This window comes from Streptomyces canus 299MFChir4.1, from assembly GCF_000383615.1.
Lineage (GTDB): Bacteria > Actinomycetota > Actinomycetes > Streptomycetales > Streptomycetaceae > Streptomyces > Streptomyces canus_C.
Window position 1 is genome coordinate 315182 of record NZ_KB911588.1, and the last position, 21698, is coordinate 336879.

At 67.3% G+C, this 21698-nt stretch carries 19 protein-coding genes; 10 read left to right on the plus strand and 9 right to left on the minus strand.

What is annotated here, in order from left to right:
- Positions 1 to 216: 216 nt before the first annotated feature.
- Positions 217 to 1659, plus strand: a complete 1443-nt coding sequence (locus tag H293_RS0119345) for a CCA tRNA nucleotidyltransferase (protein WP_020119506.1) — start codon at positions 217 to 219, stop codon at positions 1657 to 1659.
- A gap of 83 nt (positions 1660 to 1742) precedes the next feature.
- On the opposite strand, the gene H293_RS0119350 is transcribed toward H293_RS0119345, so the two are convergent.
- The 3 genes from H293_RS0119350 to H293_RS0119360 all read right to left on the minus strand — a co-directional run bounded on the left by H293_RS0119350 (position 1743) and on the right by H293_RS0119360 (position 4913).
- On the minus strand, positions 1743 to 3017 hold the full coding sequence (locus tag H293_RS0119350) for an MFS transporter (protein ID WP_020119507.1): 1275 nt from the start codon (positions 3015 to 3017) through the stop codon (positions 1743 to 1745).
- Between the two features lie 88 nt (positions 3018 to 3105).
- Positions 3106 to 4188 (minus strand): inositol-3-phosphate synthase, encoded by a 1083-nt coding sequence (locus tag H293_RS0119355; protein ID WP_020119508.1) that lies wholly within the window; start codon positions 4186 to 4188, stop codon positions 3106 to 3108.
- 44 nt (positions 4189 to 4232) lie between these two features.
- Positions 4233 to 4913, minus strand: a complete 681-nt coding sequence (locus H293_RS0119360; RefSeq protein WP_020119509.1) for a PadR family transcriptional regulator — start codon at positions 4911 to 4913, stop codon at positions 4233 to 4235.
- 351 nt (positions 4914 to 5264) lie between these two features.
- On the opposite strand from H293_RS0119360, the gene H293_RS0119365 reads away from it, so the two are divergent.
- Together H293_RS0119365 and H293_RS0119370 are read left to right on the plus strand one after the other, a co-directional pair.
- Entirely contained in the window at positions 5265 to 7952 is a 2688-nt protein-coding gene (locus H293_RS0119365; protein ID WP_078612615.1) for a transglycosylase domain-containing protein, read from the plus strand.
- Positions 7953 to 8060: 108 nt separating this feature from the next.
- Positions 8061 to 9560 carry a glycosyltransferase family 87 protein gene (locus tag H293_RS0119370; protein WP_028808002.1) on the plus strand — a complete coding sequence of 500 codons (1500 nt, stop codon included), beginning with the start codon at positions 8061 to 8063 and terminating at the stop codon, positions 9558 to 9560.
- A gap of 115 nt (positions 9561 to 9675) precedes the next feature.
- On the opposite strand, the gene H293_RS0119375 is transcribed toward H293_RS0119370, so the two are convergent.
- The 3 genes from H293_RS0119375 to H293_RS0119385 form a co-directional block, all read right to left on the minus strand.
- Positions 9676 to 10707: an alanine racemase gene (locus H293_RS0119375; protein WP_020119512.1), complete on the minus strand. Its 1032-nt coding sequence runs from the start codon at positions 10705 to 10707 to the stop codon at positions 9676 to 9678.
- A 74-nt stretch (positions 10708 to 10781) separates the two neighbouring features.
- The gene (femX, locus tag H293_RS0119380) at positions 10782 to 11900 is read right to left on the minus strand and encodes a peptidoglycan bridge formation glycyltransferase FemX (protein ID WP_020119513.1); all 1119 of its coding nucleotides are present in this window, start codon (positions 11898 to 11900) and stop codon (positions 10782 to 10784) included.
- Between the two features lie 180 nt (positions 11901 to 12080).
- Positions 12081 to 12395 (minus strand): hypothetical protein, encoded by a 315-nt coding sequence (locus H293_RS0119385; RefSeq protein ID WP_007383259.1) that lies wholly within the window; start codon positions 12393 to 12395, stop codon positions 12081 to 12083.
- Positions 12396 to 12658: 263 nt separating this feature from the next.
- Here H293_RS0119385 and rpsF point away from each other — a divergent pair, with 263 nt between their 5' ends.
- The 4 genes from rpsF (at position 12659) to rplI (ending at position 14398) form a co-directional block, all read left to right on the plus strand.
- Positions 12659 to 12949: a 30S ribosomal protein S6 gene (gene rpsF, locus H293_RS0119390; RefSeq protein WP_007383258.1), complete on the plus strand. Its 291-nt coding sequence runs from the start codon at positions 12659 to 12661 to the stop codon at positions 12947 to 12949.
- A 78-nt stretch (positions 12950 to 13027) separates the two neighbouring features.
- On the plus strand, positions 13028 to 13639 hold the full coding sequence (locus H293_RS0119395; RefSeq protein ID WP_020119515.1) for a single-stranded DNA-binding protein: 612 nt from the start codon (positions 13028 to 13030) through the stop codon (positions 13637 to 13639).
- 57 nt (positions 13640 to 13696) lie between these two features.
- Positions 13697 to 13933 (plus strand): 30S ribosomal protein S18, encoded by a 237-nt coding sequence (rpsR, locus tag H293_RS0119400; protein ID WP_003949403.1) that lies wholly within the window; start codon positions 13697 to 13699, stop codon positions 13931 to 13933.
- Positions 13934 to 13951: 18 nt separating this feature from the next.
- Positions 13952 to 14398 carry a 50S ribosomal protein L9 gene (gene rplI / locus H293_RS0119405; RefSeq protein ID WP_007383256.1) on the plus strand — a complete coding sequence of 149 codons (447 nt, stop codon included), beginning with the start codon at positions 13952 to 13954 and terminating at the stop codon, positions 14396 to 14398.
- Positions 14399 to 14534: 136 nt separating this feature from the next.
- Here rplI and H293_RS0119410 read toward each other — a convergent pair whose 3' ends face one another.
- Positions 14535 to 15872 carry an MATE family efflux transporter gene (locus tag H293_RS0119410; RefSeq protein ID WP_020119516.1) on the minus strand — a complete coding sequence of 446 codons (1338 nt, stop codon included), beginning with the start codon at positions 15870 to 15872 and terminating at the stop codon, positions 14535 to 14537.
- Positions 15873 to 16331: 459 nt separating this feature from the next.
- Here H293_RS0119410 and dnaB point away from each other — a divergent pair, with 459 nt between their 5' ends.
- Both dnaB and H293_RS0119420 read left to right on the plus strand, forming a co-directional pair.
- Positions 16332 to 17810, plus strand: a complete 1479-nt coding sequence (dnaB, locus tag H293_RS0119415) for a replicative DNA helicase (RefSeq protein WP_028808003.1) — start codon at positions 16332 to 16334, stop codon at positions 17808 to 17810.
- 94 nt (positions 17811 to 17904) lie between these two features.
- Positions 17905 to 19290 (plus strand): serine hydrolase domain-containing protein, encoded by a 1386-nt coding sequence (locus tag H293_RS0119420; RefSeq protein WP_020119518.1) that lies wholly within the window; start codon positions 17905 to 17907, stop codon positions 19288 to 19290.
- 89 nt (positions 19291 to 19379) lie between these two features.
- On the opposite strand, the gene H293_RS0119425 is transcribed toward H293_RS0119420, so the two are convergent.
- Both H293_RS0119425 and H293_RS0119430 read right to left on the minus strand, forming a co-directional pair.
- Positions 19380 to 19832 (minus strand): GNAT family N-acetyltransferase, encoded by a 453-nt coding sequence (locus tag H293_RS0119425; protein WP_020119519.1) that lies wholly within the window; start codon positions 19830 to 19832, stop codon positions 19380 to 19382.
- 9 nt (positions 19833 to 19841) lie between these two features.
- Entirely contained in the window at positions 19842 to 20324 is a 483-nt protein-coding gene (locus H293_RS0119430) for a MarR family winged helix-turn-helix transcriptional regulator (protein WP_020119520.1), read from the minus strand.
- Positions 20325 to 20467: 143 nt separating this feature from the next.
- Here H293_RS0119430 and H293_RS0119435 point away from each other — a divergent pair, with 143 nt between their 5' ends.
- Entirely contained in the window at positions 20468 to 21676 is a 1209-nt protein-coding gene (locus H293_RS0119435) for an MFS transporter (protein ID WP_020119521.1), read from the plus strand.
- Positions 21677 to 21698 lie beyond the last annotated feature (22 nt).

A 21698-nucleotide genomic window follows, 5' to 3' on the forward strand; every position in this document is an offset into this window, starting at 1 on the left:
GTGCGTCCACGCATGGTAACGATGCGCGCTGAGGGGAAGTGCCGCGGACTGCTGCACAAGATCGGGGGACGCCGCCGCAGTGTCCTGAATGTGCCCGTATAAAGGGGAGCGTGCTCGTGAGTCTCCGGAACAGACCTTGTGCAGGTTCCAGTGGCGAGTCTGTGCACGTTTAATGGAGGCGCCTGTGGACCTCCGGGCCACGTACCCTCTTCTGTTGTGCCGAACGCCAACGAAGACAACCTCAGTGCCCCGCATCAGGTGCAGGACCGCGCGGTGAACGAACTGCTTGAGGTCACTCCTGTCGCCGACGACCTCGCCCGCCGTTTCCAGGAGGCCGGGTTCTCACTCGCCCTGGTCGGCGGTTCGGTCCGGGACGCACTGCTCGGCCGGCTCGGCAACGACCTGGATTTCACGACCGACGCTCGTCCTCAGGACGTTCTGAAGATCGTTCGGCCGTGGGCGGACGCCGTGTGGGAGGTCGGGATCGCCTTCGGCACTGTGGGGGCGCAGAAGGACGGCTACCAGATCGAGGTGACCACCTACCGGTCCGAGGCGTACGACCGCACCTCACGCAAGCCCGAGGTGTCGTACGGCGACTCCATCGAGGAGGACCTCGTCCGGCGCGACTTCACCGTGAACGCGATGGCCGTCGCTCTCCCGGAGAAGAAGTTCATCGACCCGCACGGTGGCCTCGGCGACCTCGCGGCGCGTGTGCTGCGGACGCCGGGCACTCCGGAGGCGTCCTTCTCGGACGACCCGCTGCGGATGATGCGGGCCGCACGTTTCGCGGCGCAGCTCGACTTCGAGGTGGCGCCCGAGGTGGTCACCGCGATGAGGGACATGTCCGGACGCCTGGAGATCGTCTCCGCGGAGCGGGTGAGGGACGAGCTGAACAAGCTCATCGTGTCCGCCCATCCGCGCAAGGGACTGACGCTGCTGGTCGACACGGGACTCGCCGAGCATGTCCTGCCCGAGCTTCCGGCCCTCAGGCTGGAGAGCGATGAGCACCACCGGCACAAGGACGTTTACGAGCACACACTGATCGTCCTGGAGCAGGCCATCGCGCTGGAGAAGGAAGGGCCCGACCTCGCCCTCCGCCTGTCCGCACTGCTTCACGACATCGGCAAGCCGCGCACTCGCCGCTTCGAGAAGGACGGCCGGGTCTCGTTCCACCACCACGAAGTGGTCGGAGCGAAGATGACCAAGAAGCGGATGACGGCGCTCAAGTACTCCAATGACCTGGTGAAGGACGTCTCGCGGCTCGTCGAGCTTCATCTGCGTTTCCACGGATACGGCACCGGGGAGTGGACGGACTCGGCGGTGCGCCGCTATGTGCGGGACGCGGGCCCGCTGCTCGACCGGCTCCACAAGCTGACCCGTTCGGACTGCACGACCAGGAACAAGCGCAAGGCGGCCGCGCTGTCGCGTGCCTACGACGGTCTGGAGGAGCGGATCTCCCAGCTTCAGGAGCAGGAGGAGCTGGATTCGATCAGGCCCGACCTCGACGGCAACCAGATCATGGAGATCCTTGGCGTGGGACCCGGTCCTGCCGTGGGCCGCGCGTACAAGCACATGTTGGAGCTTCGTCTGGAGAACGGGCCGATGGAGCACGACGAAGCGGTGGCCGCCCTCAAGGAGTGGTGGGCCGCGCAGGACTGAGGCCGTGAAACCGGGTCATGTTTCACGTGAAACATGACCCCGTACGCTTCGAGGGGCGGTGTTTCACGTGAAACATCGCCCCTTCATCGTTCCGTCGCCAGCTGCCGTTCCCTCGTCATCCCCACAGCGATTGCTGCGTAGAGCACGGCGACACCGACCACCAGGGGCGCCGAGCGACCGTCCGGCGGCAGGATCAGGGCGGCTACGGCTGCGGCTCCGACGAAAGCGATGTTGAACAAGACGTCGTACACGGAGAAGATCCGGCCGCGGAACCCGTCGTCGACGGACGACTGCACGATCGTGTCCGTGGCGATCTTCGCGCCCTGGGTGATCAGGCCCAGCACAAACGCCGCGATGAGCATGGGGGCGGTGGCGAAGGGGAGCCCGAGGACTGGCTCCAGTACCGCGGCGGTTGCCGCGCACACGGCGATCCAGCGCTTCGGTCCGAGTTTCCCGGCCGCCCATGGGGTGATGACCGCGGCGACGAAGAAGCCGGCGCCGGAGATTCCCAACGCCAGTCCCAGCAGGGCGAGTCCGTCGTCCGGATCCGACGTCAGGGCGTACCGGCAGAGCATCAGCACCGTGACGAGCAGAGCGCCGTAACAGAATCGCATGACCGACATCGCGCCTAGTGCCCGAGCGGCCGACCGACGTGCGGGGGCGGCCAGATGCCGTACCCCGGCGGCCAGGTCGCGGGCTGTGCCGGCGAGGGCAGCGTCCAGGCGGGGCTGGATCAACTCACGGTCGGGGCCCAGCAGTTCCGGTGGCATGCGCAGTGCGGCAAGCGCACCGCACAGATACAGCCCCGCTCCCAGCAGCACCACGGCCGCGTCGGAGTCGGCGACCAGGAGCCGTACGGCGAAAGCGAGGCCACCGCCCGCGGTCGCGGCGAGCGTTCCGGCCGTCGGCGAAAGGGAGTTGGCGATCACCAGCCGTTCCTCGTCCACGACACGGGGCAGTGCGGCCGAGAGGCCGGACAGGACGAAGCGGTTGACGGCGGTGACGCACAGAGCGGAGACGTAGAAGAGCCAGTCCGGGACGTTGCTCAGCATCAGGACGGCCGTCCCCGAAGCCAGCAGGGCGCGCACGAGATTGCCGTAGAGGAAGACCTGGCGGCGGCGCCAGCGGTCCAGGAGGGCGCCGGCGAAAGGGCCGACCAAGGAGTAAGGGAGCAGGAGGACCGCCATCGCGGAGGCAATCGCGGAGGCTGAGGTCTGCTTTTCCGGGGAGAACACGACGTAGGCGGCGAGCGCGATCTGGAAGACGCCGTCCGCGCCCTGGGAGAGCAGACGTACGCAGAGCAGACGCCGGAAGTCCCGGAAGCGGAGAAGGACACGCAGATCGCGGACGACGGACATGGGACACAGCCTCACACACGGCGAGGGTCCCCGGGCGATACAGCCCGGGGACCCTCTGCAGCCCTGGCAGGAGCGTTGTGAGTGAGCCCTAGCGCTCGACTTCGCCCTTGATGAACTTCTCGACGTTCTCGCGGGCCACGTCGTCGAAGTACTGGACCGGCGGGGACTTCATGAAGTAGCTGGAGGCCGACAGGATCGGGCCGCCGATACCGCGGTCCTTGGCGATCTTCGCGGCACGCAGGGCGTCGATGATGACACCGGCGGAGTTCGGGGAGTCCCAGACCTCGAGCTTGTACTCCAGGTTCAGCGGAACGTCACCGAAGGCACGGCCCTCGAGGCGGACGTACGCCCACTTGCGGTCGTCGAGCCAGGCCACGTAGTCCGACGGGCCGATGTGGACGTTCTTCGCTCCCATGTCCCGGTCGGGGATCTGGGAGGTCACGGCCTGCGTCTTGGAGATCTTCTTGGACTCCAGGCGCTCGCGCTCGAGCATGTTCTTGAAGTCCATGTTGCCGCCGACGTTCAGCTGCATCGTGCGGTCCAGGATCACGCCCCGGTCCTCGAACAGCTTCGCCATGACGCGGTGCGTGATGGTGGCGCCGACCTGGGACTTGATGTCGTCACCGACGATCGGGACGCCCGCCTCGGTGAACTTGTCCGCCCACTCCTTGGTGCCGGCGATGAAGACCGGGAGGGCGTTGACGAAGGCGACCTTGGCGTCGATGGCGCACTGGGCGTAGAACTTCGCCGCGTCCTCGGAGCCGACGGGGAGGTAGCAGACCAGGACGTCGACCTGCTTGTCCTTGAGGACCTGGACGACGTCGACCGGGGCCTCGGCGGACTCCTCGATCGTCTCGCGGTAGTACTTGCCGAGACCGTCGAGGGTGTGGCCGCGCTGGACGGTGACACCGGTGCTGGGCACGTCGCAGATCTTGATGGTGTTGTTCTCGGACGCTCCGATGGCGTCCGAGAGGTCGAGGCCGACCTTCTTGGCGTCCACGTCGAACGCGGCGACGAACTCGATGTCACTGACGTGGTACTCGCCGAACTGGACGTGCATCAGTCCGGGGACCTTGACCGCCGGATCGGCGTCCTTGTAGTACTCGACGCCCTGAACCAGCGACGCGGCACAGTTGCCCACGCCGACGACGGCTACACGAACCGAACCCATTCCGGTTGCTCCCTGTGTGTACGAGTGAGGCCCTGGCAGGGACCTCACGTGGCGGTGTCGCCGGGCGTATCCGGCCCGGGGGTGTCCCCGGGCCGGGGCAGGACGCCCGGCGCTCCCTCTGTGGTGTCGCGAGTGGGTTCTCCATGGCCGGGACCCTTCAGGTCCCGGCCGGCCCGCTCGCTCTCGATGAGCTCGTTCAGCCAGCGCACTTCGCGCTCCACGGACTCCATCCCGTGGCGCTGGAGCTCAAGCGTGTAGTCGTCGAGGCGCTCCCGGGTGCGTGCCAGCGAGGCACTCATCTTCTCCAGGCGCTCCTCCAGCCGGCTGCGGCGGCCTTCGAGGACTCGCATGCGGACGTCGCGCGAGGTCTGCCCGAAGAAGGCGAAACGAGCGGCGAAGTGCTCGTCCTCGTATGCGTCGGGACCCGTCTGCGAGAGCAGTTCCTCGAAGTGCTCCTTACCTTCCGCCGTCAACCGGTAGACGATCTTGGCGCGACGCCCTGCGAGTGGTGCGGCGAGGGCGTCCTCGGTGGTGTGCCCCGGTTCCTCGATCAACCAGCCGTTGGCGACCAGCGTCTTGAGGCAGGGGTAGAGCGTGCCGTAACTGAACGCACGGAACACGCCCAGTGACGTGTTGAGACGTTTGCGCAGCTCATAGCCGTGCATCGGGGACTCGCGGAGCAGGCCGAGTACGGCGAATTCGAGGATCCCGGAACGCCGGCTCATCGTCGCCTCCTCGTCTCTATCTCGCACCGATGTATCGACTCGATACATCAAGACGATAGAACGCTCTTCCGGAAGCGACAAGTGGGGGGACGGTGAACGGGATCACATCAAGGTTTCATCCGAACCAAGTTGCCGGATTTGCGGTGAAGTTCGGAGCTCGACGGGTTTTGACGGTGCGTAGTCTGTGCGGCATGCACATCACCGGGAACCGAGTGACGCCTGGGGGGCGTCGCTGTCCCGGTGCGGTACGGATGAATGCGGAACCGACCACATCCGTACTTCGGGGGGACCGGAAACCAGCCGCCGTTTCCAGGCGCGCAAAGGTGCGCCTGCCCGAGGAGTAGTCGTTCGATGAGCGAGCACCGTCGCAAACCGCCGCAGCCGCAGGGAGGCGGACGTGCCGCGGCCCGACGCGGCCAGTCCGGCTCGTCCTCCGGCCGCCGCGCGGCTCCGCGAGGCGCCACCGGGTCTCTTGCCGACTCCTATGGGACGAGCTCCCAGGAGTCGGCGCCCAACGGTCCGGGAGGCGAGGAACGTCAGTACGGCGGCCGTGCCGAGGCCCGCCGTGCGGGCCAGAGAAGTACGGGTGGCGGTGGTCGCCGCAGAGGGGCGGAGCCTGGCCGCGGAGCCCGGCGCGGGGCGCCGGCCGGTCGGGGACGTGCTTCCGAGCCCGGCAAGAAGCGGTTCATCGACTATCCGCGTGCGGGCAAGTACGGGGTAGCGCGCTGGGTGCCGTCCTGGAAGCTGGTGACAGGCCTGTTCATCGGCTTCGTCGGAAGCCTGGTCGCGGTCGCCGGCGTCGGGTATGCCCTCGTGAGCATTCCGAACGTCGCCCAGACCGCGACGGCGCAGAACAACGTCTACTACTGGTCCGACGACACCGAGATGGTCTCCACCGGTGGTGAGACCAACCGCCAGATCGTCAACCTCGCGCAGATCCCGAAGGCGATGCAGTACGCCGTCGTGTCGCAGGAGAACAAGACCTTCTACACCGACAGCGGTATCGACCCCAAGGGCATCGCCCGCGCCGTGTTCAACATGGCCAGGGGCGGCAACACGCAGGGTGGCTCCACCATCACCCAGCAGTACGTCAAGAACGCGCGCCTGAACGACCAGTCCCAGACCGTCACGCGCAAGTTCAAGGAGATCTTCATCTCCATCAAGGTGGGCGCCACGGTCAACAAGAACGAGATCATGGAGGGGTACCTGAACTCCGCTTACTACGGTCGCAACGCCTACGGTATCCAGGCCGCCGCGCGGGCCTACTTCAACAAAAATGCCGAGAAGCTGAACCCGGGTGAGTGCGCCTTCCTCTCCGCCATGCTCAAGGGCGCCACGTACTACGACCCGGCGGGCGCGACCTCCATCGATTCTGCCAATGCAACGCCCCAGGCCAACCAGCGTCGGGCCCTGCGGCAGATGCAGGACACGCTCGACAAGATGGTCGAGTACGGCCACCTCAGTGCGACGGAGCGGGCCAGGTACACCACGCTTCCCAAGTGGCAGAACCCCCGGTCCAACACCCAGCTCAAGGGGCAGATCGGCTATCTGGTCGACCTCGCCAAGGCATACCTGATCAACAACAAGATCATCAGCGCCGACCAGCTTCAGCAGGGCGGCTACTCGATCTACACGACCTTCGACAAGAAGAAGGTCGGCGATCTCGAGGCAGCGGTCAAGAAGGTCCGCAAGGAGAACATCGACCCCAAGAAGCGTCCGGACAAGGACACCTACGTCCAGTTCGGCGGGGCGTCGGTGGAACCGGCCACCGGGGCGATCCGGGCCTGCTATGGCGGCGAGGACGCGACCACCCACTTCACCAACAACTGCGACTCGACCGGTGCCCAGGTCGGTTCGACGTTCAAGACCTTCGTGCTCGCCGCCGCGATGAAGTGGGGCGTGCGCGATCCGGACCTCGGTGAGAGCCAGGCGCAGGACGAGCGCACGGTCGTCAACGCGAAGAGCCTGTTCAGCGGCAAGAACGACCTCAAGATCAGGAACTACGACGGCTCGATCTGGAAGAACGAGGAGGGCAAGGAGTGGAACCAGGAGAACGACGGCAAGCAGTCCTACGGCTCTCCGCCCAAGTACCAGATCGATCTTCGTGAGGCGATGCGGGAGTCGGTGAACTCCGCCTTCGTGCAGCTCGGCATGGACGTCGGTCTGGACAAGGTGAAGGAGTCGGCCATGGACGCGGGTCTCAAGGAGGACAGCCTGGCCGGTACGAGCTTCCCGTCCTTCTCCATCGGCATCTCCGACCCCAGCGCCATCCGCATGGCGGGGGCGTACGCGACCTTCGCGGCCAGCGGCAAGCAGAACGAGCCGTACTCCGTCGAGAAGGTCACGAGCAAGGACGGCGACGTCTTCATTCACAAGGTGAAGCCCGAGCAGGCTTTCGAGAAGAAGGTCGCCGACAACGTCACCGACGTCCTCAAGACCGTGGTCGACAAGGGCACCGGCACCAATGCCCAGCTGACCGGCCGCGAGGTGGCGGGCAAGACCGGTACGACGGACGGCAACAAGTCCGCCTGGTTCGTCGGGTACACCCCGCAGCTGTCCACTGCGATCACCATGTTCCGGCTGGACGACGACGAGACCAAGAAGAACCGCACGTTCCTGGAGATGTACGGCACGGGTGGCCAGGAGAAGATCCACGGTGCGTCGTTCCCGTCCGAGATCTGGCACGACTACATGGAGCAGGCGCTGAAGGGCCAGAAGGCGATCCCCTTCCCGACACCGGAGCCCATCGGTGTGATCGTCAACGAGGAGCCGAGCCCGACGCCCACTCCGACGCCCAGTGAGACCGAGTCGGCCACTCCGACACCGACCCCGACGCCCAGCCAGACGCTGACGTCACCGACGCCCACGGCGACGGAGACCTGTCGGTTCGACTGGCAGTGCAGCGACGCGGGCGGAACGGACAACGGCGGCACCGACGGAGGTGTGACCCCGACACCCACGGCCACATCGACGGACGGGAACGGCGGCAATACCAACGGCAATGGCAATGGAGGTCTCTTCGGCGGCGCAGGGGGTTAGTCGCCAAATGCCCCGTCGAGGGTGTTTCACGTGAAACATGGGCCGCCGCACCCACCAGGTGCGGCGGCCCTCGGCGTACTCCTAGCCTCGTACGGCAGGATGGGCCGCATGCCCAGTGCTGAATCGACGCCAGCGAGCGTGCACGACTCGGACCCAGTGCGTCCGACCAAGGACGACGAGGTCTCCAGGAACGGCAGCGAGTTCATCGGTGGCCCCCTCGGGCGGCGCGCCCTGCTGGGGACCTCCTGGTGGACGCCCGTCCGAGTCATCGCGCTCGTGGCCATCGGCGTGTTCGCGCTCGGCCTGGTCCAGAAGGCGCCCTGCTACAACGGCGGCTGGTTCTTCGGTGCCAGCTCCCAGTACACCCACGCGTGCTACTCGGACATCCCGCACCTGTATCAGGGACGCGGCTTCGCCGACGGACTCGTCCCGTACTTCGACAAGCTCCCCGGTGACATGCAGTACCTCGAATACCCGGTGCTGACCGGTGTGTTCATGGAGGTCGCCGCCTGGCTCACGCCCGGAAGCGGCAGCATCCAGGACCAGGAGCAGTGGTACTGGATGGTCAACGCCGGGATGCTGATGGTCTGCGCGGCCGTCATCGTCGTCTGCGTGAGCCGTACCCACGCCCGCCGCCCCTGGGACGGTCTGCTGGTCGCTCTGGCGCCCGCCTTCGCGTTGACCGCAACCATCAACTGGGACCTCCTGGCGGTCGCTCTGACGGCCTCCGCGATGCTGATGTGGGCGCGGGGCCGCTCGCTCGCCTTCGGTGTCCTCCTGGGGCTCGCCACGGCCGCCAAGCTCTACCCGGTCTTCCTGCTCGGCCCGCTGTTCGTGCTGTGCTGGCGGGCGGGCAAGTGGCGGGACTTCGGCAAGGCCCTGGGCGGGGCGGCCGTCTCCTGGCTCGTGGTGAACCTGCCGGTGATGTTCTTCGCCTTCGACGGCTGGTCGAAGTTCTACACGTTCAGCCAGGAGCGGGGCGTGGATTTCGGCTCCTTCTGGCTGATCCTGGCCCAGAACTCCAGCGACCCGTGGAGCACCGACACCGTCAACACGTTCGCCACGCTGCTGGTGCTGCTGTCCTGCGCGGGCATCGCCGCGCTGGCCCTGACCGCCCCGCGCCGGCCCCGTTTCGCCCAGCTGGCGTTCCTGATCGTCGCCGCGTTCATCCTCACCAACAAGGTCTACTCGCCGCAGTACGTCCTGTGGATGGTTCCGCTGGCCGTGCTGGCCCGGCCGAAGTGGCGCGACTTCCTCATCTGGCAGGCGTGCGAGGTGGCGTACTTCCTGGGGATCTGGATGTACCTCGCGTACACGACCAGCGGCAACGCCCACAAGGGCCTGCCGACCGACGGCTACCACTGGGCCATCGGGCTGCATCTCATGGGCACTGCGTACCTCTGCGCGATGGTCCTGCGCGACATCCTCATGCCGGAGCGGGACGTGGTGCGGCGGGCCGGTGACGACGATCCCTCGGGCGGTGTGCTCGACGGTGCTGAGGACGTCTTCGTGCTCGGCGCCGCCGCTCATCGGCCGCGGCACGCCGCCCAGTTCGACGGACCGGTGGAGTGGGGCAGCGACCGGGAAGGCACCGAGCGTTCGCTCTGAGCGAACAGCCCCTGTGTGGCGTAGGCCAGTTGGGCCACTCGTGGGAAAGGCCGTACACGGAAACCCGTGTACGGCCTTTTTGCGACCAGTTCTCGAAGCGATCAGCGATCAGCGATCAGCGATCGACGATCCGGTCGAACTGGGTGGTGGTGTGCCGCAGATGGGCCACCAGCTCCTCGCCGACCTTCGGCTCCGGGGCGTCCGAGGGCACGAACAGGATGGAGACCTGCATGTGCGGCGGCTCGGCGAACCAACGCTGCTTGCCGCCCCAGACGAACGGAGAAAGGTTCCGGTTGACCGTGGCCAGGCCGGCCCGGGCAACCCCCTTGGCGCGTGGCATGACGCCGTGCAGGGCCTTCGGGGCCTCCAGCCCCACTCCGTGCGACGTACCGCCCGCCACGACGACCAGGAAGCCGTCGGAGGCCGCCTTCTGCTGCCGGTAGCCGAAGCGGTCCCCCTTGGAGACGCGGGTGACGTCCAGGACGGCCCCGCGGTACTCGGTGGAGTCGTGGTCCCCGAGCCACAGCCGGGTCCCGATGCGGGCCCGGAAACGGGTCTGCGGGAACTGCTGCTGCAGCCGGGCGAGGTCCTCGGCCTTGAGGTGGCTGACGAACATGGTGTGCAGCGGCAGCCGGGCCGCGCGCAGCCGGTCCATCCAGCCGATGACCTCCTCGACGGCGTCCGAGCCGTCGGTGCGGTCCAGCGGCAGGTGGATCGCGAAGCCCTCGAGGCGGACGTTCTCTATGGCGGCGTGCAACTGCGGCAGTTCCTGCTCACTGATGCCGTGCCGCTTCATCGAGGACATCACCTCGATGACCACGCGGGCGCCCACCAGGCCGTAGACCCCGTCGATGGACGACACCGAGCGGATCACCCGGTCGGGCAGGGGCACAGGCTCCTCGCCCCGTCGGTACGGCGTCAGCACCAGCAGGTCACCGCCGAACCAGTCCTTGATCCGAGCGGCCTCGTAGGTCGTGCCGACGGCGAGGACGTCCGAGCCCAGCCGCGTGGCCTCCTCTGCCAGCCGCTCGTGCCCAAAGCCGTAACCGTTGCCCTTGCAGACCGGGACGAGCCCCGGGAACCGCTCCTGCACGTGCTTGTGGTGCGCACGCCAGCGCGCGGTGTCGACGTAGAGCGTGAGCGCCATGGCCGGACCCGGAACCTTTCTGGTGGCTGCGGTGTATCAGAGGTATGCGAGCTATTGAAGCGAAGAGCGCGACGTCAGCGGCGCGACATGTAGATGTCGAGGGCCTTGTGGAGCAGCTTGTTGAGCGGGAAGTCCCACTCGCCGAGGTACTCGGCGGCCTGGCCGCCCGTGCCCACCTTGAACTGGATCAGACCGAAGAGGTGGTCGGTCTCGTCCAGCGAGTCGGAGATGCCCCGCAGGTCGTAGACGGTCGCGCCGAGCGCGTAGGCGTCACGCAGCATCCGCCACTGCATCGCGTTCGAGGGCCGGACCTCACGGCCGATGTTGTCGGAGGCGCCGTAGGAGTACCAGACGTGTCCGCCGACGATCAGCATCGTCGCCGCCGACAGGTTCACGCCCTCGTGCCGGGCGAAGTACAGCCGCATCCGGTTGGGGTCCTCGCTGTTGAGGGCCGTCCACATGCGCTGGAAGTACGACAGCGGGCGGGGCCGGAAGTGGTCGCGCACCGCCGTGATCTCGTACAGCCGCTGCCATTCCTCGAGGTCCTGGTAGCCGCCCTGGACGACCTCGACACCGGCTTTCTCGGCCTTCTTGATGTTGCGGCGCCACAGCTGGTTGAAGTTCTTGTGGACCTCTTCCAGGGAGCGGTTCGCGAGCGGCACCTGGTAGACATAGCGCGGCTGTACGTCCCCGAAACCGGCTCCCCCGTCCTCGCCCTGCTGCCAGCCCATGCGGCGCAGCTTGTCGGCGACCTCGAAGGCGCGCGGCTCGATGAAGTCGGCCTCGATGTCGCGCAGGCGCTTCACGTCCGGGTTCTGGATGCCGGCCTTGATGGAGGTGGCCTCCCAGCGCCGGATGATCACCGGCGGGCCCATCTTCACGGAGAAGGCACCCTGGTGCTTGAGGTGCGCGAGCATCGGTTCCAGCCACTCGGTCAGATTCGGCGCGAACCAGTTGATGACCGGGCCTTCGGGCAGATAGGCGAGGTAGCGCTTGATCTTGGGCAGCTGACGGTAGAGGACGAGACCCGCACCGACGAGTTCGCCGGTCTTGTCGAACCAGCCGAGGCTCTCTGATCGCCACTCCGCCTTGACGTCTGCCCAGGCCGGAACCTGCATGTGGCTCGCCGACGGCAGGCTCTGGATGTACGCCAGATGCTGCTCGCGACTGATCGTCCTCAGGGTCAGGCTCATTTCGGGGCGCTCCTCGGGCTGGTGTGTCCCCATGGGTACAGGGGCTCCGGCTCTCGCGCCGAAGCCTACTGCGCCATGAGAGCGCCCTGACTGGGCGCACGGAACCTGCGCCCCGGCTCATGGGCCGCCGCGGCGTTCCGTGGTGCTTTGGGTGGTGTCGAGCGGACAGTGCCCGTGGCGTCAGCTGATGACTCCACCGAAGAGGCCGCCGTGCGCCATGCCGAGGAAGAAACCGACCGCTGCGGCGCCGAGACCGAGGATCAGTCCGAAGCGCTCCCGGGTCGTCTCCGAGATCCACTGGCCGTAGGCACCGGTGAGGATGCCCACGAGACCGGTCCAGGAGCTGAGCAGGTGCAGGTTGTGGAACATCGCCGAGACGAAAGCCGTGATGCCCAGCACCAGGGTCACCGCGAGCAGCGTGTCCTGGAGGGGGTGGGGCTTGCCGTCCGTGGCGAAAAGGCCTCCGGCGGTGTTGGGTCGCATTGCCTGTGCCATAGGGCACCTCCTGCGGAAGACGGCGCACGGTAGCGCCATACACACCCGATGTGTACAGAGTGACCGCCTCAGGGGCCGGATTTCAACTGGAAGCCGGTGTGCGGGTAGTCTGTACCGTCTGCACGGTGTCTGCCCATGTCACGACCGGGACTACCGCGAGGAAGTCCCGATTGTCAGTGGCGGCCGATACCGTTGCGTACGCATCACAACCCTCCTGCCACGGAACGACCGTGGCCGTTGAGTCCAAAGGAGGTGGGTTCCACATGCGTCACTACGAGGTGATGGTCATCCTCGACCCCGATCTGGAGGAGCGCGCTGTCGCCCCCCTGATCGAGAACTTCCTCTCCGTCGTCCGTGAGGGCAACGGAAAGGTCGAGAAGGTCGACACCTGGGGCCGTCGTCGGCTCTCGTACGAGATCAAGAAGAAGCCCGAGGGCATCTACTCGGTCATCGACCTGCAGGCCGAGCCTGCGGTCGTCAAGGAGCTCGACCGCCAGCTGAATCTGAACGAGTCGGTCCTCCGGACCAAGGTCCTCCGCCCCGAGACCCACTGAGCTTCCGCTCAGCTGATCCCGGGATTCGAGTAGCAGCAACCAAGCAGCCAGAGCAGCAAACCCGCCGAGAGGTTCCCCATGGCAGGCGAGACCGTCATCACGGTCGTCGGCAATCTTGTCGATGACCCCGAGCTGCGCTTCACCCCTTCCGGTGCGGCGGTCGCGAAGTTCCGTGTCGCGTCCACCCCCCGCACCTTCGACCGTCAGACCAACGAGTGGAAGGACGGCGAAAGCCTGTTCCTGACCTGCTCGGTCTGGCGTCAGGCGGCGGAGAACGTCGCCGAGTCGCTCCAGCGAGGCATGCGCGTCATCGTGCAGGGCCGGCTGAAGCAGCGGTCCTACGAGGACCGTGAGGGCGTCAAGCGCACGGTCTACGAGTTGGACGTCGAGGAAGTCGGCGCCAGCCTGCGCAGTGCCACGGCCAAGGTCACCAAGACTGCCGGCGGTGCCGGACGTGGTGGCCAGGGCGGTTACAGCGGCGGTGGCGGTGGCGGTGGCGGCCAGGGTGGCGGCGGCTGGGGCGGTGGCCCCGGCGGCGGTCAGCAGGGCGGCGGCGCTCCGGCCGATGACCCCTGGGCGACCGGCGCTCCCGCCGGTGGCAGCCCGGCCGGCGGCGGTGGCGGTGGCTGGGGTGGAAACTCCGGCGGCGGCGGCGGTGGCGGCGGCTACTCGGACGAGCCCCCCTTCTAGGCCCTGGGCCGAGGGGTGGGTCGTACCCACACTTCTTGATCACACAGGAGAAACACCATGGCGAAGCCGCCTGTGCGCAAGCCTAAGAAGAAGGTCTGCGCTTTCTGCAAGGACAAGGTCACGTACGTGGACTACAAGGACACGAACATGCTGCGGAAGTTCATTTCCGACCGCGGCAAGATCCGTGCCCGCCGCGTGACCGGCAACTGCACGCAGCACCAGCGTGACGTCGCCACGGCTGTCAAGAACAGCCGTGAGATGGCGCTGCTGCCCTACACCTCCACCGCGCGATAAGGGAAGGGTGACCGACTAATGAAGATCATCCTCACCCACGAGGTCTCTGGCCTCGGTGCCGCGGGCGACGTCGTCGACGTCAAGGACGGTTACGCTCGCAACTACCTGATCCCGCGGAACTTTGCGATCCGCTGGACCAAGGGCGGCGAGAAGGACGTCGAGCAGATTCGTCGTGCTCGCAAGATCCACGAGATCCAGACCATCGAGCAGGCCAACCAGGTGAAGGCCCAGCTCGAGGGCGTCAAGGTCCGCCTGGCCGTCCGCTCCGGCGACGCCGGTCGTCTCTTCGGTTCTGTCACCCCTGCCGACGTCGCTTCCGCGATCAAGGCTTCCGGTGGCCCCGAGGTCGACAAGCGCCGCATCGAGCTGGGTTCGCCCATCAAGACCCTGGGCTCCCACGAGACGTCCGTGCGTCTGCACCCCGAGGTTGCCGCCAAGGTCAACATCGAGGTCGTCGCGGCCTGACCGCTGCGGTTGTCCTGAGTATTGGTGAGAGGGGCCGTACCTACGAGGTACGGCCCCTCTTGCATGCCCGAGCGGTTGTGGAACGCGTGGTGTTTCACGTGAAACGTGACGGCCCGCGATGTTTCACGTGAAACGGTCAGCGGGTCGCGCCGGTGACGAGCCAGCGGCCTGAGCGGGTGCGCAGCCAGAGCGTCAGCATGCGGATCACCATCATGAGCGTCATCGCTGCCCACAGTGCGGTGAGACCGCCATTCAGTGCCGGCACGAGCAGCGCTACGGGAGCGAAGACGGCCAGGGTGATCACCATGGCCCAGGCGAGATAGGGACCGTCGCCCGCTCCCATCAGTACGCCGTCCAGGACGAAGACGACACCGCAGATCGGCTGGGAGAGAGCCACGATCACCAGTGCGGGCAGAGCAGTGTCACTGACCGCAGAGTCACTTGTGAACAGGGGAAGAAACAGCGGTCGTGAGAGGACGACCAGTCCACCGAGAAGGACTCCGACCGCGATGCCCCACTCCACCATCCGACGGCATGCCTGCCGCGCGCCTTCGGTGTCGCCGGCGCCCAGATAGCGCCCGATGATGGCCTGCCCGGCGATGGCGATGGCGTCCAGTGCGAAGGCGAGCAGGCTCCACAGGGACAGGATGATCTGATGGGCGGCGATGTCGGCGTCACCGAGGCGAGCCGCGACGGCTGTTGCGATCATCAGGATCGCCCTCAGGGAAAGCGTGCGGACGAGCAGAGGGACACCGGCTTGGGCGGAGGTCCTGATCCCTGCGGCGTCGGGGCGCAGAGAGGCGCCGTGTCTGCGGGCTCCGCGGACGACGACCACGAGATAGGCGGCGGCCATGCCGCACTGGGCGATGACTGTGCCCCAGGCGGAGCCCGCGATGCCGAGGTCGGCGCCGTAGACGAGGCCTGCGTTGAGGACGGCGTTGGCTACGAAGCCGGCGATGGCGACGTAGAGGGGAGTCTTGGTGTCCTGCAGTCCTCGGAGTACCCCGGTCGAAGCGAGCACCACCAGCATGGCCGGGATGCCGAGCGCCGAGATGCGCAGATAAGTGGTCGCGTAGGGAGCAGCGGTGTCGGAAGCGCCGAAGAGCTCCACGATCGACGGCGCGGTGGGCAGGACGGTGGCAATGACGGCAGCACCGAGCAGCAGCGCCAGCCAGATGCCGTCCATACCCTGGCGGATGGCGGCCTGGAGATCGCCCGCTCCTACACGCCGGGCGACGGCGGCCGTGGTGGCGTAGGCGAGGAAGACGAAGACGCTGACGGCTGTCGTGAGCAGGGCCGAGGCGATGCCGAGACCGGCGAGTTGGGCGGTGCCCAGGTGGCCGACGATCGCACTGTCGACCATGACGAAGAGGGGCTCGGCGACGAGCGCGCCGAAGGCCGGAACGGCGAGTGCGACGATCTCGCGGTCGTGTTGTCGCCGGGTGGCCCTGGGGGTCGCGGACGCCTGTGTCATGTGCACCAATCTAATCGTCCACAGGTAAGCGATGCAATCGATGTTAGACCCTTACCCGTGTTCGGGACGTGCGTGCCGGTGTGTACAGTTCGAACTGATCTTGAGCCGACCGGGAAAGTTTTTCTTCTGCACAGCCGGTGGACGGCGAAGATGCAGGTCAGGGCATGCTTTTGCCGATGGAGCGGAGCTTGTTCACAGGGCTGTCCACCGGGTCGTGCACAGGTTTTGCGGAGTTCTCCACAGCATCCGGGCCGTCGTCCACATGGCCTGTGGATAACCAGATTGGCTGACGGTGCCGACGGGCCTACGGTGGTCCGGCGCCCGCTCCGTCCGTCGGCTTGTAAACCATCACAAAACCGACGCGCCAGAACCGGAGTTGGGCGTCTCATTTGTCAGTGCCGTGCCGTAGAACTGAGAAGCACGGCGAGGTCCGCTCGGCGGACGGGAGGAGGTGGCTCGGTGAGTATTTCCGAGCCCTTGGACGACCCGTGGGCCGACAGCGGTCCCAGTGATCGTCTGCCTTCCTCGCGTCGCCGCGGCGACGGGGGCCGGGGGCGCGGCGAGCAGCACGACCGCGGCAGGGACACGGACACATGGGAGGGCGGGGGCACGGCCTTCGAGCGGGTCCCGCCCCAGGACCTGGACGCCGAGCAGTCCGTCCTCGGCGGCATGCTTCTGTCCAAGGACGCCATCGCGGACGTCGTCGAGGTCCTCAAGGGCCACGACTTCTACAAGCCCGCCCACGAGACGATCTTCCAGGCGATTCTGGACGTCTACGCCAAGGGCGAGCCGGCCGACCCCATCACGATCGCCGCTGAGCTCACCAAGCGCGGCGAGATCAACAAGGTCGGCGGCGCATCGTATCTGCACACCCTCGTCCAGACCGTTCCGACGGCGGCGAACGCCGAGTACTACGCGGAGATCGTCCACGAGCGGGCCGTCCTGCGGCGCCTGGTCGAGGCGGGGACGCGCATCACCCAGATGGGATACGCGGCCGACGACGACGTCGACGAGATCGTCAACCGCGCCCAGGCCGAGATCTACGCGGTCACCGAGCAGCGCACCAGCGAGGACTATCTGCCGCTCGGCGACATCATGGAGGGCGCGCTCGACGAGATCGAGGCGATCGGTTCGCGCAGCGGCGAGATGACCGGTGTGCCGACCGGCTTCACCGACCTCGACTCGCTCACCAACGGCCTGCACCCGGGTCAGATGATCGTCATCGCGGCCCGTCCCGCCATGGGCAAGTCCACCCTCGCGCTGGACTTCGCCCGCGCGGCCTCGATCAAGCACAACCTGCCCAGCGTCATCTTCTCCCTGGAGATGGGGCGCAACGAGATCGCGATGCGTCTCCTGTCGGCCGAGGCGCGGGTGGCCCTGCATCACATGCGTTCGGGCACCATGACGGACGAGGACTGGACCCGGCTGGCGCGCAGGATGCCCGAGGTGTCCTCAGCACCGCTCTACATCGACGACTCCCCGAACCTGTCGATGATGGAGATCCGGGCGAAATGCCGGCGGCTGAAGCAGCGCAACGACATCAAGCTCGTGATCATCGACTATCTGCAGCTGATGCAGGCCGGTGGTTCCAAGCGCTCCGAGAGCCGTCAGCAGGAAGTCTCGGACATGTCCCGTAACCTCAAGCTCCTGGCCAAGGAGCTGGAGGTCCCGGTGATCGCGCTCTCGCAGCTCAACCGCGGTCCCGAGCAGCGCACCGACAAGAAGCCCATGGTGTCCGACCTGCGTGAGTCCGGGTCCATCGAGCAGGACGCCGACATGGTGATCCTGCTGCACCGTGAGGACGCCTACGAGAAGGAGTCGCCCCGCGCGGGCGAGGCGGACATCATCGTGGGCAAGCACCGTAACGGCCCGACGGCGACGATCACCGTCGCCTTCCAGGGCCACTACTCGCGCTTCGTGGACATGGCTCAGACGTGAGGTCCGCGCCTCGCGGCATCGGTGTCGGCCGTCCACCATCTCCCCGGGGCTAAAGAAGTCGACGTCCGCGTCCCTCGCGGGATGGACTGGGGGCATGACGACATCTCAGGAAGAGCTGCTTCCCGGCACGCGCCGGGCGCTGCTGCACCGGATCGCCGTGGCCCAGGCGGAGGGCAGGGCACCCTCACTGGTCGCGGCGGTCGTGCGGGACGGACGGACCGTGTGGCACGGCACGCGCACCTCGGTGGACGGGCACGGCCCGGACGAGAACGTGCAGTACCGCATCGGCTCGATCACCAAGACCTTCACCGCCGTCCTCGTCCTGCGACTGCGTGACGAGGGGCTGCTCGACCTCGGCGACCCACTGGAGAAGCACGTACCCGGCACGGGAGCGGGGGAGGCCACCATCGCCGAACTCCTCGCCCACACCGGTGGATTGGCCGCCGAGTCCCCAGCGCCCTGGTGGGAGCGCACCTCAGGGGCTCTGCGTCCCGAACTCGCCGACGTACTGGGCGAGAATCCCTTCCTTCATCCGGCGGGACGACTCTTCCACTACTCGAACCCCGGCTACACCCTGCTGGGAGCACTCGTCGAGAAGCTGCGCGGGGCTCCGTGGGAGGAGGTGCTCCGGCGTGAAGTACTCACACCTCTTGGTCTCGGCCGTACGAGTGGCCGACCGGAAGCACCCCATGCGGGCGGTTGGGCGGTCCATCCGTGGGCCGACGTGATGCTGCCCGAGCCGTCCGAGGACCTCGGACGCATGGCTCCAGCCGGGCAACTCTGGTCCACGACAGAAGACTTGGCACGCTTCGCGGACTTCCTGGCGCACGGGGACGACCGGGTGTTGTGCGCGGAGACCGTGCGTCAGATGCGCACGCCCGCGGCACCCTCCGGGACGGGGGATCTCGCCGACGGTGCCACGTACGGGCTCGGGTTGCAGATCCAGCACCGCGACGGACGGCTGCTCGTGGGCCATTCGGGCTCGCTGCCGGGCTTCCTCGCGAATCTCACGATCAGCGTGACGGACGATGTCGCCGCGGTCGTGCTGGCCAACTGCACGTCTGGCCCGCTGCTGTCCGTCGTAGGGGCCGATCTCGTACGGATCGTCGCCGAGGCCGAGCCCAGGATCCCCGAGCCGTGGCGCCCGCTGCGGGAAGCCGATGCACCCGCACTGGAGTTGGCGGGTCAGTGGTACTGGGGAACGAACGGATTCGCCCTACGGCTGACGGCGGATGGACTCGTCTCGCTGGAGCCCCTGTCGGGCGCAGGCCGGCGCTCGCGGTTCCGGGCCAACGCCGACGGCACCTGGACCGGCCTGGAGGGCTACTTCCAAGGAGAGGTCCTCAAGGCCGTACGGCGGCCTGACGGATCCGTGGACCATCTCGACCTCGGTTCGTTCGTGTTCGCCCGGCAGCCGTACGACGAGGGGTCTTCCGTGCCGGGTGGAGTGGACCCGGAGGGGTGGCGCGGCATCGGCTAGGCATCCCTGGCCGGTTGGCCGAAGCGGCGCCCTGTTTCACGTGAAACAGGGCGCCTTGCCGTGCAGTGAGGAAGCGGCCACGGCGAGGATCAGAGAGCCAGTTTGAAGCCCACGTGTGAGGCTGTGAAACCGAGCCGTTCGTAGAAGCGGTGGGCGTCCGTGCGGGTGCTGTCGGATGTCAGCTGTACCAACTGGCAGTTCTGACGGCGGGATTCCTCGATGGCCCACTCGATGAGCCGGGACCCGAGCCCACTGCCGCGCTCGTCGGCGTGGACGCGCACCCCTTCGATGATCGATCTCGTGGCACCGCGCCGTGACAGCCCCGGGACGACGGTGAGCTGCAGCGTGCCGACCACGCGATCCTTCCGCGTGGCGACGACCAGATGCTGGTTCGGGTCGCAGGAGAGGCGTTCCAGCGCGGCCAGATAGGGGGCCAGGTCGTACGGGGACTCACGCTGGGCGCCCAAGGGGTCGTCGGCGAGCATGTCGACGATCGCGGAGACGTCGTCCGTCGTGGCAGGCCGAATGTCGAGTTCTCCCATGTCCGAACCCTATGCGGGGCACTCGTGTGCGGGCACCGCAGGTGTGCCGAGGGCCTCCAGGGCTCGTACGAGGGGGGCGAGTTCGGGGTGGGTGGCGGCTTGGTCGAGGGCTTCTCGGAGGGCCTTCTCGTTGGTGGGGCGGGCTTGGTCGAGGAGGGTGCGGCCGGTGTCGGTGACGTCGGCGTAGATGCCGCGGCGGTCGGTGGGGCAGAGGTAGCGGGCGAGCAGGCCGCGGTCATCGAGGCGGGTGACCAGGCGGGTGGTGGCGCTCTGGCTGAGGACGACGGCGTCGGCGACCTGTTTCATCTGCAGGTGTCCGCCCTCGCCGTCGTGCTGGCGGCCCAGGACGTCGAGCAGGGAGTACTCGCGCACGCTGAGGTCGTGGGCGGACTGCAGGGCCTTCTCGATGTGTGCCTCGATCCGTCCGTGCAGCAGGGAGAGCGCGCACCGGCCCTGGGCGAGGGCCGTGAGCAAGGGGTCTGTGGCGGTCATGGGGCCTGCGTCCTCCGTCCCGAGGTGCCTGCCCGGGAGGCAGGAACGATCCGCGATTACCATCGCTTGCCAATATAAAGCGTCTGCAATTATTGTGAGCGTGCGCAACATGCTCCTGCAATCGTCTGGGAAGGTGTCCCCCCATGCCGCTCGCGCTTCTGGCCCTCGCGATCGGGGCCTTCGGAATCGGAACGACCGAGTTCGTGATCATGGGGCTGCTGCCCGAGGTCGCGGACGACTTCGGGGTCTCCATCCCCACCGCCGGCTTCCTGGTCACCGGCTACGCGCTCGGCGTCATGTTCGGCGCCCCGCTGATGACCGCCCTCGGCACCAAGATCTCGCGCAAGCGGATGCTGATGCTGCTGATGGGGCTGTTCATCGTCGGCAACCTGCTCTCCGCCCTCGCCACGGCCTTCACAGTGATGCTGATCGGCCGCGTGGTCGCCTCCCTCGCCCACGGAGCCTTCTTCGGTATCGGCTCGGTCGTCGCCGCCGACCTGGTGGCTCCGGACAAGAAGGCAGGAGCCATCGCGATGATGTTCACCGGACTGACCGTCGCCAATGTCGTCGGCGTCCCCCTGGGCACGCTGATCGGTCAGAGCGCCGGCTGGCGTCTCACCTTCGCGATCGTCGCGGCCCTCGGTGTCGTCGGTCTGGTCGGCATAGCCAAGCTCGTCCCCGAGATGCCCAGGCCGGAGGGCGTGCGCCTGCGTCACGAACTGGCCGCTTTCAAGAACGCCCAGGTGCTGCTCGCCATGGCGATGACCGTCCTCGGCTTCGGCGGTGTCTTCGCCGCCATCACCTACATCGCGCCGATGATGACCCACGTGACCGGCTTCGCCGACGGCTCGGTGACCTGGCTGCTGGTCCTCTTCGGCCTCGGCATGGTCGGCGGCAACCTCGTGGGCGGCAAGTACGCCGACCGGGCCCTGATGCCCATGCTGTACGTCTCCCTGGGCGCCCTGGCCGTCGTGCTCGCGCTGTTCACGCTCACCGCGCACCACAAGGTCCTGGCCGGCGTCACGATCGCTCTCATCGGCGCCCTGGGCTTCGCGACCGTGCCGCCGCTCCAGAAGAGGGTCCTCGACCAGGCGCACGCGGCCCCGACGCTCGCCTCGGCCGTCAACATCGGCGCCTTCAACTTGGGCAACGCCCTCTCCGCCTGGCTGGGCGGCCTGGTCATCTCGGCCGGCTTCGGTTACACCGCCCCCAACTGGGTGGGCGCGACCCTGGCCACGGGCGCTCTCCTCCTGGCGTTCCTCTCGGCCGTGCTGGAGCGCCGGGACAGCGCTCCCAGCGCCGTGGTCGCGGGGGCGACACTCGCGGAGCAACGGACCGCGGTGCGCCACTGAAGCGTGATGCACCACTGAAACC